The sequence below is a fragment of the Testudinibacter aquarius genome, assembly GCF_004342725.1.
In the GTDB taxonomy this organism is placed as follows: Bacteria; Pseudomonadota; Gammaproteobacteria; order Enterobacterales; family Pasteurellaceae; genus Chelonobacter; species Chelonobacter aquarius.
On record NZ_SMCP01000012.1, the window covers coordinates 25,248 to 42,302 of the forward strand.

Genomic DNA, 17,055 nt, shown 5'->3' on the forward strand with positions numbered 1-17,055 from the left:
AATTCTGAAATCATAGCTTAATTTGCTAAAATTCCCTAGCTGCAAACGTATCGGTTGCCTAAAATCGTTCGATTCAATTACAATGAATCAAATTTGGCATGTTTTTAATGCAATAGAGAGGTCAAAATATGGAAGCGATAACCGCAAACCAAGCAAAAGTTCATTTTGGCAGCGTGCTGTTAAAAGTGCAGGATCAAGCCGTGCAAATCAATAAAAACGGCAAACCGGTGGCGGTGATGATGTCGATGGCGGACTACGAAACGATGGAAGCTCTGAAACTTCATTTTTTACAACAACGTGTCCAGCAGGCAAAAAATGAGATTACCAACGGGCAATTAACTGACGGCAACGATTTTTTCACTGCGCTGGAAAACGGACAATATGACGGATAATGCTGCCTTATACCACTTATCCGTTCATGCCAAACAGGATCTGATTCAAATTCGGCACCATTCCAAGCTAAACTGGGGCGAAATTAAAGCACAACGCTACTTGAATATATTAAAACAAACCCTCTCCTTTTTGGCACTCAATCCGGCATTGGGCAAAAAACGAATAGAGTTGGGTGATGATGTTTTCAGCTTCCCATGTGAAAGCCACATCATTTATTACATCAAACACCACTCAAATATTGTTATTTTAGCCGTACTGCATAAAAGAATGGTACCGAAAAACCATTTAAGCAACAAGCGTTAACCCAACGGTAAAACCTATGACAACAAAAAGTACGCCTCAAATCATACCGCAGCGCCAAGTGGTGCTGGATACTGAAACCACCGGCATGAACCAGTTCGGTGCGCACTACGAAGGACATTGCATTATCGAGATTGGTGCGGTCGAATTGATCAACCGCCGTCTGACCGGACGCACCTTTCATGTTTATATCAAACCCGATCGCGAAGTGGATCCTGAGGCGATTAAAGTGCACGGTATTACCGATGAAATGCTGGCGGACAAACCGCCCTTTGCCGATATTGCCGCTGAATTTATCGAATTTATCCGCGATGCCGAGTTGATTATCCACAATGCGCCCTTCGATGTCGGCTTTATGGATTATGAATTTAGCAAACTGGCTGCCACCAAACAGATTAAAACTCACAAAATCAGCTTAATCACCGACAGCCTAGCGATGGCACGCAAAATGTATCCCGGCAAACGCAACAATTTGGATGCGCTATGCGATCGTTTAAATATCGACAACAGTAAACGCAGCCTGCATGGGGCGTTGCTCGATGCCGAGATTTTGGCCGATGTGTATTTGCAAATGACCGGCGGGCAAGTCAGCCTGTTCGACGAAGAACATACTATCGAAAATATGTCTCACACGGCATCGAATCACAACGTGTCAACAAATAGTAGTCTAACTGCATCAAAAAATGCGTCATTACGCACCATTTTACCTGACGACGAAGAACAGCAAGCGCACCGAAACTACTTTGAGCTGCTGCAAAAGAAAAGTCGCAATAACTGTATTTGGTTGAAACGCAGCGAGCATTAAGCGATATACTTTCACACTCAAGCACCAAAAAGTGCGGTTTTGCAGCGATTCGCTTATGGATTAAGCAATTGAAAATAGTTTTAAAAAAAAGGGTTGACTGCAACTGCATAGCCCTTTATCATTCGCCTCACTTAATCGCGGAGTGGTAGTTCAGTTGGTTAGAATACCTGCCTGTCACGCAGGGGGTCGCGGGTTCGAGTCCCGTCCATTCCGCCACTAATTTTAGAACGCATAGTTCATACATTAACGTTAAGACTGTGCGTTTTTTATTGCTTTAAAATTCAGATTATTCAATGTGGAGTGGTAGTTCAGTTGGTTAGAATACCTGCCTGTCACGCAGGGGGTCGCGGGTTCGAGTCCCGTCCATTCCGCCATTTTTTCAGCCCGATATATTAATGTCGGGCTTTTTATTTTCCTAAATTAAGCAAAATGCATAGGGTCTGTTGCTCTTTGTTTATAACTTTCGCTATTCGCCACCCTGAAAATTCGGTATCATCTTGCAACATCACCCCATAATAAATATGACGACAGCTTTCGTCCATCGAGGTTTTATATGACTCCTGTAGTTGCCCTAGTCGGGCGCCCTAACGTAGGCAAATCCACACTGTTCAACCGTTTGACCCGCACGCGTGATGCGTTGGTCGCCGATTTTCCCGGGCTGACTCGTGATCGCAAATATGGTCATGCGCATATCGCCGGACATGATTTTATTGTGATTGACACCGGCGGTATTGACGGCACGGAAGAAGGCGTGGAAGAGAAAATGGCGGAACAGTCGCTGCTGGCAATTGAAGAAGCCGATGTGGTGCTGTTTATGGTGGACGCCCGTGCCGGGTTAACGCCGCCGGATATCGGCATCGCCAATTATCTGCGCCAGCGGGAAAAAACAACCGTGGTGGTTGCCAACAAAACGGATGGTATTGATGCGGATTCACACTGTGCTGAATTTTATCAATTGGGTTTGGGTGAAATTGCGCAAATCGCAGCAGCACAAGGACGCGGCGTCAACAATTTAATCGAAGACGTGCTGGCGCCATTTGCCGAGCAATTACAGCAATCTGAAAATGAGCAGCAACAGCAAAGTGCGGTTGAGGATCAAGAGTGGGATCAGGATTTTGACTTCAATAATGAAGAAGATACCGCACTTTTAGATCAGGCATTGGCAGAACAGCAAGATGACGAAGATGCAGAACAAGATCTGCATAAAAATATTAAAATTGCAATTGTCGGGCGCCCAAATGTCGGTAAATCGACCCTAACGAATCGCATTTTAGGCGAAGATCGGGTGGTGGTTTACGACTTGCCCGGCACCACACGCGACAGTATCTATATTCCGATGGAGCGTGACGGTCAACAATACACCATTATCGACACTGCCGGAGTGCGCAAACGTGGCAAAGTCACGCTTGCGGTAGAAAAATTCTCGGTGATTAAAACCCTGCAAGCGATTCAAGATGCCAATGTGGTGCTGCTGACCATTGATGCCCGTGAAGGCATTTCCGATCAGGATTTGTCGCTGCTCGGCTTTATTCTGAATGCCGGGCGTTCGTTGGTGATTGTGGTCAATAAATGGGACGGCTTAAGCCAAGATGCCAAAGATCAGATCAAATCTGAGTTAGATCGCCGTCTGGACTTCATTGATTTTGCACGAATTCATTTTATTTCCGCCCTGCACGGCAGCGGTGTCGGCAATCTGTTTGAATCGGTACAAGAGGCTTATCAATGCGCCACTAAGCGTTTCTCCACTTCAATGCTGACCCGTATTTTACAAATGGCGACTGACGAACACCAGCCGCCGCTGGCCTCCGGCAGACGAATTAAGCTGAAATATGCCCATCCGGGCGGGCACAATCCCCCGATTATTGTGATTCACGGCAATCAGTTGGACAAACTTGCCGACTCTTACAAACGCTATTTATCCAACTACTATCGTCGCAGTTTGAAAATTATCGGTACCCCGATTCGGATTCAATTTCAAGAAGGCAGTAATCCGTTTGCCGGACGGCGCAACAGCTTGACCCCGAATCAGCTGCGCAAACGTAAACGCTTGATGAAATTTATCAAAAAAGCGAAAAAATAGTCACTGCCCCGCCCTTAAACGGGCGGTTTTAGTACACTGTCATTAGATGGGAACATGATGGAAAGCGGATTTATCGCCTCAATGTTATTTTCGGCAAGCGTAACCCTGCCGAATATTTTAATGCTGATCTTGGGTATCTATCTGAAAAAAATCGGTATGATCAATGACCATTTCAGCAATCAAGGTTCAAAGCTGGTGTTTAACATCACCCTACCGGCGCTGCTTTTCCTCAGCATCATCAAAAATCCAACCGATTACAACTCGCAACTCAGTGTGGTCGGCATCGGCATTTTGGGTACTTTAATCCTGTTTATATTGGCAGAACTGTTCGCCGCCCGTTATGTCAACGACAAAAAAGAGCGTGGTACTTTTGTGCAAGGTGTGTTCCGTGCCAACAGCGGCATTATCGGCTTATCACTCTGTGCCAATGCTTACGGCTCTGCCGGCTTGGCGATTGCTTCTGTTTATACTGCGATTATCACCCTACTGTTTAACGTACTGGCGGTGATCACCCTCAGTCGTTCTTTAGCGGAAGGCGGCAAGACCAACTTTCTTTATATTTTCCAACAGTTGATTAAAAATCCGCTGATTTTGTCGATTATCGCCGCATTAATTTTCACCCGTTTAGGTTTTAGCTTGCCGCAGACGCTGATCAGCACCGCCGACTACTTGGCGGATATGACACTACCGCTGGCGCTGCTTTGTGCCGGTGCCAGTTTGAATCTAAGAAATATGGACGGCTCTTCGCGAGTAGCGATCTGGTCGAGTATCGGGCGAGTTTTGCTTGCGCCGCTGCTGATGGTGTTGATTGCCCGTTTGTTTGGTTTGCAAGGGATTGATTTAGGCGTGATTTTCTTGATGTCTGCCACTCCGGCAGCCGCAGCCAGCTATGCGATGGTCAGGAGTATGGGCGGCTATGCCAAAACCGCCGCCAATATTATTGGGATCACCACCTTCGCAGCCATGTTCGGCTCGTCAATCGGAATTGTGATTCTGAAACAATTGAATTGGATGTAACTTAAAGGTAGCTGACATACGGTGATACATCATGGATTTTGGCTTTTTCCAATTTTTGTTCCGCAGTGCCCAACATCAACAGCGCAATCACTTTATCCTGAGCTTCGCAGCCGAACGCTTGGCGCAGTTCGCTGCCATCAATCCAAGGGCCGCTGACCCAAACATTGTCAAATCCCTGGGCATTGGCAGCAAGCTGCATCGCATAAGTGGCACAACCTGCCGTCAACATTTGCTCCCAGCCCGGCACTTTGCCAATCTCATTATTAATTTTGGCGATCACCGCGATAATCATTGGCGCGCGATGGCTGACATCAGTGGCTTTTTTCTTGCGTTCTTCCCCCTGATTCAGCTCTTCGACCGCACTTTGCAGCAGTTGCTCCAACACATCTTGCCCCTGTTTTTCAATGATGACAAAACGATAAGGTGTCAAGCGGCCGTGATCCGGTGCATGCAATGCAGCTTGCAAAATATTGTCCAACTGCTCGCCCTGCGGTGCCGGCGCAACCAATTTTTTATTTGAACGACGAGTTAGCAATAACTCCAACGCATCCATCTTGATCTCCTTTTTTCATTCAATTCTTTGCTTCATTCGGTAAAAATTATTGCTACAATATATACTATTTTCATTTAATTAAGAATTATTCTTTTTTTAAGTTTTAAGGAGATCCGAATGAGGGCTTTGGCGAGACTGATTAAATTGCTGTGGCGCGGGCTTTGCTTTATCCGTGACTTAGTGATGAATGTTTTTTTTATTTTGTTTGTTATGCTCTGTTTTACCTTGGTCGGTATATTTCTGCAATCCTCAAGCTCCACCCCCACTATTAAAGAGGGCGCATTATTACTGAACTTAGACGGCTATCTTGCCGACAACCGCCCAGAAAGCAGTTTATTAGATGCAGTGCGTGAATTTGACCAGCGCCAGATTCCGCAGCAAATCTCAACTTTCGATGTGGTTGATGTTATCCAGCACGCTGCCGTTGACGATAAAATCAAAGGTATTGTACTGGATTTGAACTATTTTGAAGGCGGTGATATCCCGTCACTACAATTTATCGGACAGGCACTAACCGAGTTTAAAGCACAAAATAAACCGATCTATGCGATTTCCTCTCGCTATTCGCAAGCGCAATACCTGCTGGCAAGTTATGCTGATGAAATTTATATCAATCAACTGGGTGATGTCAGTATTTTTGGTTTGACTCAAAACAGTTTATATTTCAAATCATTAATCGACAAATTAGAGATTACGCCACATATTTTCCGGGTCGGAACCTACAAATCGGCGGTGGAGCCTTTTCTGCGCAATGATATGTCTGCCGAAGCCAAAGCCAATAACCGCCTTTGGGTCGATCAAATGTGGCACAACTATTTAACTCTGGTTGCCAAAAACCGAGGAATTGAACAAAGTGCGGTATCGCCTACGCCACAAACATTTTTGCAGCAACTGAAAGCCCTAAACGGCGATAGCACTGAATATGCTAAACAACGCGGCTTGGTTAATGCTGTGATGAATAACGGCAACATCAGCCACAAACTTAGCGATATTTTTGGTTTTAACTCTGACCGCAGCGACTACCAATACACCCTGTTTAGTGACTATCTGGCGACACTACCTGATCGCAACAGTGACCCGACCGCTGACAAAATTGCCGTGGTCAATGTCGAGGGTGAGATTATCGATGGCATCAGCACTGACGGTTCCGCCGGGGGTGACAGTATTGCCGCCTTGTTGGAAAATGCAATGCGTGACCGCCTTGTTAAAGCTGTTATTTTACGGATTAATTCTCCCGGCGGCAGTATGGTAGCTTCCGAAGTGATCCGCCAGAAATTAGTTGAACTACGCCAACAAGGTATTCCGGTAGTCGTTTCCATGGGTGGTTTGGCAGCGTCCGGTGGCTATTGGATTGCAACCGAATCAGACCACATTGTTGCTAACCCAAACACCTTGACCGGCTCAATCGGCGTTTTCTCGGCATTTTTCACACTGGAAAACACCTTAAATCACTGGGGAATTAACAGTGACGGTGTCAGTACCGGTCCGCTAGCCGAACAAAATCTGGCACAGAATTTATCGCCAGAATTAAGCCAATACTTTCAACTAGGGGTAGAACACGGCTATGATAAATTTTTGCAGATTGTTGCTGACAGCCGTAAATTAACTAAAACGCAGGTAGATGAGATTGCACAAGGGCGAATTTGGCTAGGACAAGACGCCTTAAAAAATAAATTAGTCGATGAATTGGGCGACTTTGACCGTGCGATTGATGCCGCCTTAACACTAGTGAATGAACGTCGTTCTGAAGGCAGTGCAGAAATCGATTCTCTTCCGTTACAATGGTTTGTCGATGAACAACCCGATCTCATCAATCGCTTCTTGAATCGTAGCCAAAGCAAGATACAAAGTGCGGTATTGTCACTTTTCGGGATCAAAGCACAGCAACTGAAACCTATAAAAAGCCAATTAGGCTTGCTGAAACATTTCAATGATCCGAAAGGACAATATATCTATTGTCTGGACTGTGGCATTAATTACTAAAACAGCACAATCCATAAAAAATCCCCTTAGATCAAAACGAACTAAGGGGATTTTTGCAGAATAGTTGATTAATTAAGCAATAGACTTCTCAATCAACGCAATTAATTGATTCTTCGGTAACGCACCGACTTGAGTCGCCACCGCTTTTGCTTCTTTAAAGATCACTAATGTTGGAATGCTACGCACACCAAATTTTGCTGCCACTTGCTGACTTTCATCAACATTAATCTTCACCACTTTCACTTTTCCGTCTAATTCGACGGCAATATCGTCCAGAATCGGCGCAATCATTTTGCAAGGGCCACACCATGGCGCCCAAAAATCCAAAACAACCGGCAGGTTGGATTGTAAAACATCTTGTTCAAAACTGGCATCAGTGGCATGTACTACTTCACTCATTGTATTTTCCTTAGGTTAACTGTTTATACTATTTACTTGACTATTTCAGTACGGTATAAGATAAGCGCTTCTGTGCGGATTTTCAAGGCATATCCTAAAATAATCCTATCGCTTTTACCGATTTATATTAACTTGCTTTGCTATTCTACGCCGATCTCAATATTATGGCATGCTAAATAATCAACTTTTTACTTCATTTGGGCTTTCAATATTTCTGACTAAGTCGGCAATATTATGCAGCGTCACTTCGGCAATACTGGTCAGCGCCTCTTCGGTTAAAAATGCTTGGTGTCCGGTCATCAATACATTATGTGATGCGGTCAACAACGAGAACGTATCGTCCAGAATCACTTCGTTCGATTTATCTTCAAAGAAGAGATCGCGCTCATTTTCATATACATCAATCCCCAAACCACGAATTTTACGGGTTTTCAAGGCTTGCAGCGCATCGTTAGTATTAATCAATGAGCCACGGCTGGTATTCACAATCAACACACCGTCACGCATTTTAGCAAAAGCCTCTTTGTCCAACAGATGGTGGTTTTCAGCCGTTGCCGGGCAGTGTAAGGTGATCACATGTGATTGGGCATACAGCGTCTCCAAATCGACATATTCCGCCCCTAGTTCGACCGCTGCCGGATTGATAAAGGGATCATAAGTCAGAATATTCATGCCGAAGCCTTTCAGGATCCGCATCACTGCAACCCCGATTTTGCCACTACCGATCACCCCGGCAGTACGTCCGTGCATATTAAATCCTATCAACCCTTCTAACGAAAAGTTGGCATCACGAGTACGGTTATAGGCTTTATTAATCCGACGATTCAAGGTCAACATCAACCCGACCGTGTGTTCCGCCACTGCCTCCGGGGAATAGGCCGGCACACGCACCACTTTCAAACCGAACTCTTTTGCCGCCTGTAAATCCACATTATTAAAACCGGCACAACGCAGCGCCACAAATTTAACCCCAATTTGCGCCAATTTCTGCAATACATGACGATCAGCAATATCGTTGACAAAAATACAGACCGCATCCGCCCCCTCCGCCATTTTAGCGGTGCGCTCGTTGAGCAAGAAATCATAAAATTCCAACTCAAAACCATATTTGACATTGACCAGCTCAAAATAGTTTTTATCATATTTTTTAGTGCTATAAACCACGACTTTCATCATATTCTCCCGATAGAAAAACTGCACTCAATGTAACAAATTTTGATAAATTCAACAATAGTTGAGTTTAAGTGTGCGATATTTAAACAGTTATTTTTGTGTTATTATACGCTCAATCCTTATCCTTGAGCCATTATTGTAAGAAACGGAGTAAAAATGAAAAAACAAATCTTAGCCCTTTCCACAAGTGCGGTACTTGCCGCCTGTGCTGCTGAAACCGGCGAGTCCCCTGCCATTGGTATGCCGAATCCTGCTTCTGAATATTGCGTGCAGCAAGGTGGTAAACTAGAAATGAAACAAAATAAAGACGGCAACGAATACGCACTGTGCCATTTACCGGACGGACGTGTGATCGAAGAATGGGAATTGTTTAGAAGCCAGAAATAACAAGATAAAAAGCCTCAAAATTCGAGGCTAATTTATTGATTATAAAAGCTATTCCCATTCAATCGTCGCAGGCGGTTTACCACTGATATCATACACCACGCGCGAAATGCCATTCACTTCATTGATGATACGGTTAGAGATTTTACCAAGCAAATCATACGGCAAGTGCGCCCAATGAGCGGTCATGAAATCAATGGTTTCCACCGCGCGAATCGAAACAACCCAATCATATTTGCGCCCGTCGCCCATCACGCCAACCGATTTCACCGGCAGGAACACGGTGAAAGCTTGGCTGACTTTGTGATACCAATCGGCGTTGTGCAGTTCTTCGATAAAAATCGCATCGGCACGGCGCAGAATATCGCAATACTCTTTTTTCACTTCGCCCAACACCCGCACGCCTAAACCTGGTCCCGGGAACGGATGGCGGTATAGCATTTCGTATGGTAACCCCAACGCCAAACCGATTTTACGTACCTCGTCTTTAAACAGCTCTTTTAACGGCTCAACCAAGCCTAACTTCATGTAATCCGGCAAGCCACCGACATTGTGGTGCGATTTAATCACATGTGCTTTGCCTGTTTTTGAGGCGGCGGATTCGATCACATCAGGATAAATCGTGCCTTGTGCCAGCCATTTCACATTGGCTTGTTTATGCGATTCTTCGTCAAACACGTCAACAAATACTTTGCCGATCACTTTGCGCTTGGCTTCCGGATCGGCGACACCTGCCAGTTCGTTTAAAAAACGATCTTCGGCATTAACATGAATAATATTCAACCCGAATTTATCGCCGAACATCTCCATCACTTGCTCCGCTTCGTTTAAACGCAACAAGCCGTTATCAACAAATACGCAATGCAAATTTTTGCCAATCGCGCGATGCAGTAAAAGTGCGGTCACCGACGAATCCACACCACCGGACAAGCCCAAAATCACTTCGTCATCGCCCACTTGCGCTTTGATCCGTGCCACCGCATCTTCGATAATATTTTCTGCCGTCCAGCGGTTTTCGCAGCCACAAATATTCAGGACAAAATTTTGCAATAGTGCCAGACCGCTCTTGGTGTGGGTGACTTCGGGGTGGAACTGCACCCCGTAAAAACGACGATTTTCGTCCGACATCGCTGCAATCGGGCAAGTGGGTGTGATGGCGGTGATTTGGAAATCTTGCGGCAAGCGGGTCACTTTGTCGCCGTGGCTCATCCAGACATCTAATTGTGATACACCGTTTTGTGATAAACTGTCTTGCAAATCGGCAAACAAACTGTCCGCCGCTTGCAATTCCACAGAGGCATAACCAAATTCACGGTGATCAGAATTTTCAGTCAACCCGCCCAGCTGCATTGCCATGGTTTGCATGCCATAGCAAATACCCAGCACCGGTACGCCCGCGTTAAACACATACTCCGGTGCGCGTGGGCTGTTATCTTCGGTGGTGCTCTCCGGACCACCGGAAAGAATAATCCCGCTCGGATTAAAGTCACGAATATCCTGCTCAGAAACATCCCAAGCCCACAATTCGCAATAAACTCCGATTTCACGCACCCGACGGGCAATCAGTTGGGTATATTGCGAACCGAAGTCCAGAATTAAAATTTTATGTTGGTGAATGTTGTTCATGTTTTCCCTTTGAGTTAAAACTTTGAGTTAAAAATTGGATTCCGTAAACGCTGGTAATTGAGCAAATAACAACGAATGGCAACGAATAGTAATTTAGTGTTTCTAGAATTCGAATTTGATAAAGATTGCCGAGCGTCACATTCAATCCGTTGCATCATGCCAAAATGTTATGTCAGTAAATTTTCCAACTCCTGTTTTGTCATTCCGTCAACAAGAATATATTTATCATCAATATGACGGTATTTATTTTTTGGTAGTTGCTTAATGAAATCAAAATAATTGAGTTCCCCCAGCATAGAATAAGTTTCAACATCATCGGGATCTTCAAAAACAACCAATGTCATCAGCCACTGACTAATTTCTTCATCTTTGATAAAGTGTAAATTACTAAATTCTACTGCGGGTTCGTAAGGCAGAATAGTTTCAGTCTGTTGCGTCAAGGTATAAGCAGCGATAATTTGTTGGTCATCATCTTTTTGATAAAAACGCTGCTTAGCAAAATAGGCATCCAAATATTGGTTTTCATAAAAAATATCTTCGAATACTTGAATTCTATCATCTGCATTTTTTAGTTTTTCAACCATATCAGAACTAAAGGAAACAGGATGATTGATACCGAAAATAGTATAGCCTTTATATTCAGGATTGATTAAATTTTTGATGCCGAAAAGAATATCGTTTTCGTAATTATAGCTGATATTATCCGCTGAATAACAAATGCCCTCTTCATCAACAACCTTGGTATTTAAATGCCGTGCTAAAGTTTGGATAAAATTGATGGCAATTTTCCAATCGGTTCTTGTGCTGGGGGTAAAAACTCGAACGTCATAGCTTGCGGTTTCTATCGAATAAGAGAGTTCAAAAGTGCGGCAACTTTTTCCTTCTTCGCCCAGATGTACACATTCAAATTCATCTAATGGTTTCACCAATAGTGCGTCGAATTGATCTTGATCAGTTGGGAAATCATAAATTGATAAATTATCGACTAATGAGGTGACTTCATCGACTGTCATTATTTTCATATTTCTAAATAAGGGCTTTTTATTTTTAATGCTGAATCTGCGGCTCATCTTATTTCCTTACTATGCAATATTTACTGTGCGATACTTACTGTGCGATAAAAAAAGCGGTTAATAAAAGAAGCGGTTGAATGAAGCTATGAGATAAAATTCAACCGCACTTTAAGCCTTATAGCGAACGATAATTCGGCGCTTCTTTGGTAATCGTAACATCATGCACATGGCTCTCTTTGATGCCGGCGCCGCTGATTTTGACGAATTCCGCTTTGGTGCGCAGTTCTTCGATGGTGGCGCAACCGGTTAACCCCATGCACGAACGCAAGCCGCCCATTTGCTGATGGATAATCTCCTTCAGCAGCCCTTTGTATGGAATGCGTCCTTCAATCCCTTCCGGTACGAGTTTATCGGCGGCATTATCCGATTGGAAATAGCGATCCGACGAGCCTTTGGTCATCGCGCCTAATGAACCCATGCCTCGATAGGCTTTGAATGCACGGCCTTGATACAGTTCAATTTCGCCCGGCGCTTCTTCTGTGCCCGCCAACATTGAGCCCATCATCACGCAAGACGCCCCGGCAGCAATGGCTTTGGCTAAATCACCGGAATAGCGGATGCCCCCGTCTGCGATCACCGGAATACCACGCCCTTGCAGCGCTTCCGCTGCATCGGCGATTGCGGTGATTTGCGGCACACCAACACCGGTCACAATACGGGTGGTACAAATTGATCCGGGTCCGATCCCGACTTTAACCGCACTTGCGCCGGCATCAGCCAACGCAATCGCCCCGGCTGCGGTGGCGACGTTGCCCGCCACAATCGCTAGATCAGGATATTTGGCACGAGTTTCACGCACCCGTTGCAACACACCTTCAGAGTGTCCGTGTGAGGAATCAATCAACAGCACATCAACGCCGGCTTCCACCAAAGCCTCAATTCGGCTTTCATTGCCCGGCGCCGCACCAACGGCTGCCCCGACCCGCAAGCGGCCAAATTTGTCTTTGCAGGCATTCGGTTTGCTTTCGGCTTTTTGGTAATCTTTAAGGGTGATCATCCCAACCAGTTTAAACGCATCGTTGACCACTAACACTTTTTCAATCCGGTGAGCGTGCATTAACGAAAATGCCTCTTCGCGCGGTTCGTTTTCTTTCACAGTGACTAACCGCTCTTTCGGGGTCATCACCGATGTGACTGGACGATCCAAGTCGGTGACAAAACGTACGTCACGCCCGGTGACGATTCCAACCAATTCGCCATTTTCAGTAGTCACCGGATAGCCGGCAAACCCATTCTTTTTGCTTAATACTGCCAAATCACGCAAACTCATGTCTGGGCGCACTGTAATCGGGTCGGTGACAATACCGCTTTCAAACTTTTTCACACGACGCACACGATCTGCTTGGCGTTCGATGCTCATGTTTTTATGGATGAAACCGATGCCGCCCTCTTGTGCAAGGGAAATCGCCAATTTCGCTTCGGTGACGGTGTCCATCGCCGCCGACAGCACCGGAATATTTAAGCGAATGTCTTTGGTTAAGTAGGTGGATAAATCTGCAGTGTTTGGTAAAACGGTGGAATGGGCGGGAAGCAGTAAAACATCATCGAATGTTAGGGCTTCTTTCACGACTCTTAGCATGGCAATATCTCTCTAATTGGAAAGTTGAAGTAAAAATATTGCGCTCGGATTATACAGATCTTCATTTGAGTTGTGAATTTTTTCTTTCGCTTTTTTCCGCTGCTATTTTTTCGTACATTGGGCTTGAGCTCATGCCACGATTGCCGTAGCATGGCAACAATTTTTTATTGACAAGCAAGGATAGATGATGCGGTATGACAAAATGAGTGCATTTATTGTAATGGATATTGTGCGTGAAGCAGGGAAATACCCAAATGCCATTCATTTTGAAATCGGGCAACCCGATTTGCCTCCGTCGCCTAGGGTGAAAGCCGCATTACAAAGTGCGGTCGAAGATAACCGTTTCAGCTACACCGAAAGTTTAGGCTTATATGCGCTGCGTGAGAAAATTTGCCAATATTATCGCACCACTTATCAAATCGACATCGCCCCGGAACGTGTGCTGCTCACACCGGGCACCAGCGGCGCTTTTTTGATTGCTTATGCGTTGACGCTGGCAGACGGCGATAAACTGGGTTTAACCGATCCGTCTTATCCGTGCTACAAAAATTTTGCCCACATGATGGAAGTTGAACCGCACTTTATAGCGGTTGATAAAAGCAGTTGCTATCAATTAACTGTCGCACAGCTGCAAGCGCAAGCTGAAAAAATCCGCGCCTTGCAGATTTCTTCCCCTGCCAATCCGACCGGTAATATTTACAGCGCTGAAAATTTGCAAGCCTTAAATGAATATTGCCGTCAGCATGAAATTGCTTTTATTTCTGACGAACTGTATCACGGCTTAGTCTATGAAGAACAAGCCGCCACCGCACTGCAATTCAACCCTGATGCGTATGTGATCAACGGCTTTTCCAAATATTTCTGCATGCCCGGCGCACGCTTAGGCTGGATTATCGTGCCGCAACACAAAGTGCGGGAAGCGGAAATTATTGCACAGAATATCTTTATCTGTGCACCGACCTTGAGCCAATACGGCGCATTAGAAGCGTTTGATCATGCGTATTTAGCCCAAATCCAAAATACTTTCCGTGAACGACGGGACTATCTATATAACGAACTAAAACAGCTTTTTACCATCGAATTTAAACCGCAAGGGGCGTTTTATCTGTGGGCGGACGTATCGCATTACACCGATGACAGTTATCGCTTTGCCAAAGAAATGCTCGCTGAAATTCAAGTGGCCACCACCCCGGGCATCGACTTCGGTACAAACGGCACCAAGCACTACCTGCGTTTTGCCTATACCCGTGAGATTGCCCATATGCGCGAAGGCGTGGAACGATTGAAAGGTTGGTTGAAATCGAAAAAATGATAAGGCGGCAATTGCCGCCCGTTAGGTTATTTGATGATTATTGGTTTTTAAAACCCAGCATTCGTTTTAGGGTGTTGTTTTTATCAATAATATGGTGTTTCAATGCGCCAGCAACATGCAACAAAATCGCAGCCAGCATAATGGGAAGCAGGCTTTCGTGAACTTCACCGGCAATGCTCGCCAAGTCCGGATTTAACGTTTGACGCTGACCGTCCACTAGATTTGCCGACATCAAATCCAAACCAAATAGTTGCAGCCCGTGACCACCACCGATCGAGAGCAGCATTCCGGAAATCGGGAATGCCAATGTGCCTAAAATCAAAACCCAATGTACCAATTTTGCCAAAGCCTCTTCCCAGCTTTTGTGTTGCGCAACCGGTTGCGGCCAGCCATTTTTCCAGCGCCATAACGCACGGATCACAATAAAGAAAAAGATAAAAATGCCCAAAGATTTATGGGTTGGGTACAAATCATAACTGCTGGTTTCAGTCATATAAACCCCTAAACTCATCAAACCGAGGATAAAAAAGGCAATTAGCCAATGCAGTGAGAGAGTGATATGCGACAGGCGTTCGCGCGTATCTTTCATTTTTGACATACCATGTTCCTGTGAGTAAATATTGTTTTAAATAAAAATGCGTTAGCGGGCGACTATTATAATCAGTTCGCCACTAAAGCATAGCAGAAATTAGTTAAAATTTGCTTAAGCGCCACTATACATCAGACGTATCCGGCGAAATGTCAATCACGCGACTCACCACTGCGCCACGGCTGAAACGGGTGGTGATGTTGTCACCCAAATGCAACTGGCGACTGTCTACAATCGCCTTGCCCTGTGCATTTTGGCTGATCGAATAGCCCCGTGCCAGCACATTCAGCGGGCTTAAGCTGTTCAATTTGGCGCAAGCACCGGAAAATTGGTACTGTTTAACGCTCATATTCTTTTCAATCGCGGTTGCTAACCGCACTTTCCATTGTTGCAAATGCTGCTGCTGTTGTCCGATAGGATAACGCAATGGATTTTGCTGTAGTCGCTGCTGTAAATTGGCGTGACGATTAATCTTGCGATCCAGCTGTTTAGTCAGCGCTTGTTTTAAACGCCAGAGCAATTGCACGCTTTGCTGGCGCTGAAATGCCAATTGTTTGCTTGGATGCTGGTTGGCAAGGCGTAGTCTTAAGCGTTCCAACCGTTGTTGTTGGCGGTTGAACAAGCGATCAAACGCCATTTCCAAATGTTGTAGGCTATATTGTAAGCGTTGCAGCAGCTCTTTATGATCTCGGCTAACCATCGCCGCCGCTGCTGACGGCGTTGGTGCGCGTAGATCAGCCACAAAATCAGCGATAGTGACATCCGTTTCATGCCCGACGGCACTGATAATCGGGATCTGCGAGGCAAAAATCGCTCTTGCCACCGCTTCTTCATTAAAGCACCACAAATCTTCCAACGAACCGCCGCCACGCCCGACAATCAGCACATCTGCTTCTTGACGTATATTCGCCAGCTCGATCATTTGTACGATCTCCGCGGTGGCATCTTTGCCTTGCACTTGCGTCGGGTAGATCACCACTTCTAAACTGGGATCGCGCCGTTGCAGCACCTGCAAAATATCTTGCAGCGCCGCACCGCTCTTCGAGGTCACAATGCCAATCCGGCGATTAAAGTGCGGTATCGGTTTTTTGAGTTGTTGTGCAAACAAGCCTTCCGCAGCTAGCTTTTGTTTCAGTTGTTCAAATTGTTGCTGTAATAAGCCGTCACCGGCAGGTTGCATGCTGTCGATAATCAGTTGGTAATCGCCACGCGGTTCATACAAGCTAACCGTTCCACGCACCAGCACTTGCATACCGTTCTGCGGACGAAAACCCACTCGGCTGTTTTTCATACGGAACATGGCACAACGCAGTTGCGCATTTTCATCTTTGAGGCTGAGATACCAATGCCCGGACACCGGTTGGCTGAAGTTGGAAATTTCCCCGGTCAGCCAAATATGCCCAAGCTGCTCTTCCAGCAATAAGCGTGCGGTTTGATTGAGTTGACTGACGGAGTAGATGGTGTTTTGCATGGGATTACCGTTATTATATGATTATTTTCGTATTTTTATCTTTTATCTTAAGTTAACTATCGGATTTCGCCGATGGCGACTTACTTTTCTTCGCCAAAGAAAAGTAAGCCAAAGAAAGGCGACCCCAGTTGTAGTGCGACTCTTCGCCTTTGCTAATTTCTACGGTCAATTTGTAAACTTGCCTGCTACGCAGGCTTCGAACACGACAAATTGACCTTGAAATCTTCACGCAAACGCTCAGGCACTACAGATGGGGAATTTAAAACCAAACGCACCTCACTTTCATTTTTCTTTCTATTTTTAAAATCTCATACTTTC

16 protein-coding genes and 2 tRNA genes are annotated in these 17,055 nt (G+C 45.4%); 10 read left to right on the top strand and 8 right to left on the bottom strand.

The window, feature by feature from the left end; all coding sequences use genetic code 11:
- Window positions 1-128: 128 nt before the first annotated feature.
- The 7 genes from EDC16_RS10975 (at window position 129) to EDC16_RS11005 (ending at window position 4,595) form a co-directional block, all read left to right on the top strand.
- On the top strand, window positions 129-392 hold the full coding sequence (locus EDC16_RS10975) for a type II toxin-antitoxin system Phd/YefM family antitoxin (protein ID WP_132967903.1): 264 nt from the start codon (window positions 129-131) through the stop codon (window positions 390-392).
- The gene (locus EDC16_RS10980; RefSeq protein ID WP_132967904.1) at window positions 382-696 is read left to right on the top strand and encodes a type II toxin-antitoxin system RelE/ParE family toxin; all 315 of its coding nucleotides are present in this window, start codon (window positions 382-384) and stop codon (window positions 694-696) included. The genes EDC16_RS10975 and EDC16_RS10980 overlap by 11 nt, the downstream gene beginning before the upstream one ends.
- A gap of 16 nt (window positions 697-712) precedes the next feature.
- Entirely contained in the window at window positions 713-1,498 is a 786-nt protein-coding gene (gene dnaQ, locus EDC16_RS10985) for a DNA polymerase III subunit epsilon (RefSeq protein WP_132967905.1), read from the top strand.
- 139 nt (window positions 1,499-1,637) lie between these two features.
- A tRNA-Asp gene (locus EDC16_RS10990) sits at window positions 1,638-1,714 on the top strand.
- 81 nt (window positions 1,715-1,795) lie between these two features.
- A tRNA-Asp gene (locus EDC16_RS10995) sits at window positions 1,796-1,872 on the top strand.
- A 179-nt stretch (window positions 1,873-2,051) separates the two neighbouring features.
- Complete coding sequence (der, locus tag EDC16_RS11000; RefSeq protein WP_132967906.1) at window positions 2,052-3,578, top strand: ribosome biogenesis GTPase Der; 1,527 nt, start codon at window positions 2,052-2,054, stop codon at window positions 3,576-3,578.
- 54 nt (window positions 3,579-3,632) lie between these two features.
- Window positions 3,633-4,595, top strand: a complete 963-nt coding sequence (locus tag EDC16_RS11005; RefSeq protein WP_416069080.1) for an AEC family transporter — start codon at window positions 3,633-3,635, stop codon at window positions 4,593-4,595.
- 1 nt (window position 4,596) lies between these two features.
- Here EDC16_RS11005 and EDC16_RS11010 read toward each other — a convergent pair whose 3' ends face one another.
- Entirely contained in the window at window positions 4,597-5,148 is a 552-nt protein-coding gene (locus tag EDC16_RS11010; RefSeq protein WP_132967907.1) for an NAD(P)H nitroreductase, read from the bottom strand.
- A 117-nt stretch (window positions 5,149-5,265) separates the two neighbouring features.
- Between EDC16_RS11010 and sppA the strand changes: the two genes are divergently transcribed.
- Window positions 5,266-7,131 carry a signal peptide peptidase SppA gene (gene sppA, locus EDC16_RS11015; RefSeq protein ID WP_132967908.1) on the top strand — a complete coding sequence of 622 codons (1,866 nt, stop codon included), beginning with the start codon at window positions 5,266-5,268 and terminating at the stop codon, window positions 7,129-7,131.
- 72 nt (window positions 7,132-7,203) lie between these two features.
- Here the strand turns inward: sppA and trxA are convergent, their stop codons facing one another.
- Window positions 7,204-7,530 (bottom strand): thioredoxin, encoded by a 327-nt coding sequence (trxA, locus tag EDC16_RS11020; RefSeq protein ID WP_132967909.1) that lies wholly within the window; start codon window positions 7,528-7,530, stop codon window positions 7,204-7,206.
- Between the two features lie 180 nt (window positions 7,531-7,710).
- Window positions 7,711-8,703, bottom strand: coding sequence for a 2-hydroxyacid dehydrogenase (locus EDC16_RS11025; protein WP_132967945.1), 993 nt, complete (start codon window positions 8,701-8,703; stop codon window positions 7,711-7,713).
- A gap of 156 nt (window positions 8,704-8,859) precedes the next feature.
- Between EDC16_RS11025 and EDC16_RS11030 the strand changes: the two genes are divergently transcribed.
- Window positions 8,860-9,090 (top strand): putative hemolysin, encoded by a 231-nt coding sequence (locus tag EDC16_RS11030; RefSeq protein ID WP_132967910.1) that lies wholly within the window; start codon window positions 8,860-8,862, stop codon window positions 9,088-9,090.
- Between the two features lie 48 nt (window positions 9,091-9,138).
- Here the strand turns inward: EDC16_RS11030 and guaA are convergent, their stop codons facing one another.
- The 3 genes from guaA to guaB form a co-directional block, all read right to left on the bottom strand.
- Window positions 9,139-10,713 (bottom strand): glutamine-hydrolyzing GMP synthase, encoded by a 1,575-nt coding sequence (guaA, locus tag EDC16_RS11035; protein ID WP_132967911.1) that lies wholly within the window; start codon window positions 10,711-10,713, stop codon window positions 9,139-9,141.
- Between the two features lie 167 nt (window positions 10,714-10,880).
- Entirely contained in the window at window positions 10,881-11,783 is a 903-nt protein-coding gene (locus EDC16_RS11040; RefSeq protein WP_132967912.1) for a DUF4299 family protein, read from the bottom strand.
- 118 nt (window positions 11,784-11,901) lie between these two features.
- Window positions 11,902-13,365 (bottom strand): IMP dehydrogenase, encoded by a 1,464-nt coding sequence (guaB, locus tag EDC16_RS11045; RefSeq protein ID WP_132967913.1) that lies wholly within the window; start codon window positions 13,363-13,365, stop codon window positions 11,902-11,904.
- 202 nt (window positions 13,366-13,567) lie between these two features.
- Here guaB and EDC16_RS11050 point away from each other — a divergent pair, with 202 nt between their 5' ends.
- The gene (locus tag EDC16_RS11050) at window positions 13,568-14,677 is read left to right on the top strand and encodes a pyridoxal phosphate-dependent aminotransferase (protein WP_232517227.1); all 1,110 of its coding nucleotides are present in this window, start codon (window positions 13,568-13,570) and stop codon (window positions 14,675-14,677) included.
- A gap of 37 nt (window positions 14,678-14,714) precedes the next feature.
- Here the strand turns inward: EDC16_RS11050 and EDC16_RS11055 are convergent, their stop codons facing one another.
- The gene (locus tag EDC16_RS11055) at window positions 14,715-15,275 is read right to left on the bottom strand and encodes a cytochrome b (RefSeq protein ID WP_198362743.1); all 561 of its coding nucleotides are present in this window, start codon (window positions 15,273-15,275) and stop codon (window positions 14,715-14,717) included.
- 115 nt (window positions 15,276-15,390) lie between these two features.
- Window positions 15,391-16,737 (bottom strand): exodeoxyribonuclease VII large subunit, encoded by a 1,347-nt coding sequence (gene xseA, locus EDC16_RS11060; RefSeq protein WP_132967914.1) that lies wholly within the window; start codon window positions 16,735-16,737, stop codon window positions 15,391-15,393.
- Between the last annotated feature and the right edge of the window lie 318 nt (window positions 16,738-17,055).

What these genes read in the sequence shown, in the direction of transcription:
- sppA (WP_132967908.1), top strand. Translation starts at nt 5,266, where the DNA reads ATGAGGGCTTTGGCGAGACTGATTAAATTGCTGTGGCGCGGGCTTTGC.
- dnaQ (WP_132967905.1), top strand. Translation starts at nt 713, where the DNA reads ATGACAACAAAAAGTACGCCTCAAATCATACCGCAGCGCCAAGTGGTG.
- EDC16_RS11055 (WP_198362743.1), bottom strand. Translation starts at nt 15,275, where the DNA reads ATGTCAAAAATGAAAGATACGCGCGAACGCCTGTCGCATATCACTCTC.
- xseA (WP_132967914.1), bottom strand. Translation starts at nt 16,737, where the DNA reads ATGCAAAACACCATCTACTCCGTCAGTCAACTCAATCAAACCGCACGC.
- EDC16_RS11025 (WP_132967945.1), bottom strand. Translation starts at nt 8,703, where the DNA reads ATGAAAGTCGTGGTTTATAGCACTAAAAAATATGATAAAAACTATTTT.
- guaB (WP_132967913.1), bottom strand. Translation starts at nt 13,365, where the DNA reads ATGCTAAGAGTCGTGAAAGAAGCCCTAACATTCGATGATGTTTTACTG.
- der (WP_132967906.1), top strand. Translation starts at nt 2,052, where the DNA reads ATGACTCCTGTAGTTGCCCTAGTCGGGCGCCCTAACGTAGGCAAATCC.
- EDC16_RS10975 (WP_132967903.1), top strand. Translation starts at nt 129, where the DNA reads ATGGAAGCGATAACCGCAAACCAAGCAAAAGTTCATTTTGGCAGCGTG.
- EDC16_RS11050 (WP_232517227.1), top strand. Translation starts at nt 13,568, where the DNA reads ATGAGTGCATTTATTGTAATGGATATTGTGCGTGAAGCAGGGAAATAC.
- EDC16_RS11010 (WP_132967907.1), bottom strand. Translation starts at nt 5,148, where the DNA reads ATGGATGCGTTGGAGTTATTGCTAACTCGTCGTTCAAATAAAAAATTG.
- trxA (WP_132967909.1), bottom strand. Translation starts at nt 7,530, where the DNA reads ATGAGTGAAGTAGTACATGCCACTGATGCCAGTTTTGAACAAGATGTT.
- EDC16_RS11040 (WP_132967912.1), bottom strand. Translation starts at nt 11,783, where the DNA reads ATGAGCCGCAGATTCAGCATTAAAAATAAAAAGCCCTTATTTAGAAAT.
- EDC16_RS11030 (WP_132967910.1), top strand. Translation starts at nt 8,860, where the DNA reads ATGAAAAAACAAATCTTAGCCCTTTCCACAAGTGCGGTACTTGCCGCC.
- EDC16_RS10980 (WP_132967904.1), top strand. Translation starts at nt 382, where the DNA reads ATGACGGATAATGCTGCCTTATACCACTTATCCGTTCATGCCAAACAG.
- guaA (WP_132967911.1), bottom strand. Translation starts at nt 10,713, where the DNA reads ATGAACAACATTCACCAACATAAAATTTTAATTCTGGACTTCGGTTCG.
- EDC16_RS11005 (WP_416069080.1), top strand. Translation starts at nt 3,633, where the DNA reads ATGATGGAAAGCGGATTTATCGCCTCAATGTTATTTTCGGCAAGCGTA.